This window comes from Halomonas sp. ND22Bw (assembly GCF_003011945.1).
Taxonomy (GTDB): Bacteria; Pseudomonadota; Gammaproteobacteria; order Pseudomonadales; family Halomonadaceae; genus Halomonas; species Halomonas halophila.
This window is the reverse complement of sequence record NZ_PXWD01001188.1, coordinates 1-259: the sequence shown is the minus strand read 5'-3', so window position 1 is coordinate 259 and position 259 is coordinate 1. Positions and strand designations below refer to the sequence as shown.

The 259-nt window shown below is 68.0% G+C and carries 1 pseudogene; it reads right to left on the bottom strand.

Annotated elements, in window-relative coordinates:
- Positions 1–259 (bottom strand): annotated as a pseudogene (locus tag CVH10_RS21930) (coproporphyrinogen III oxidase); the annotation flags it as partial.

Sequence of the window (259 nt, the reverse complement as noted above, 5' to 3'; positions counted from 1 at the left end):
GCGATCTCCTTGACGTGCTGGCTGTAGCCGTCGCCGACCTTGCCGATGGCGCTGACGCCAAGCGCGATCTGATCGCAGTCGGCGTGGGTGGAGTAGCCCTGGAAGTTGCGCTGCAGGGTACCTTCGCGCTGGGCCCGGACCAGTGCGTCGTCGGGCAGCGCGAAGTGGTCCATGCCGATGTAGACGTAGCCGGCGTCGGTCAGGCGAGGGATGGTCAGCTCCAGCAGCTCGAGCTTGCGCTCGGGCGGCGGCATGTCCG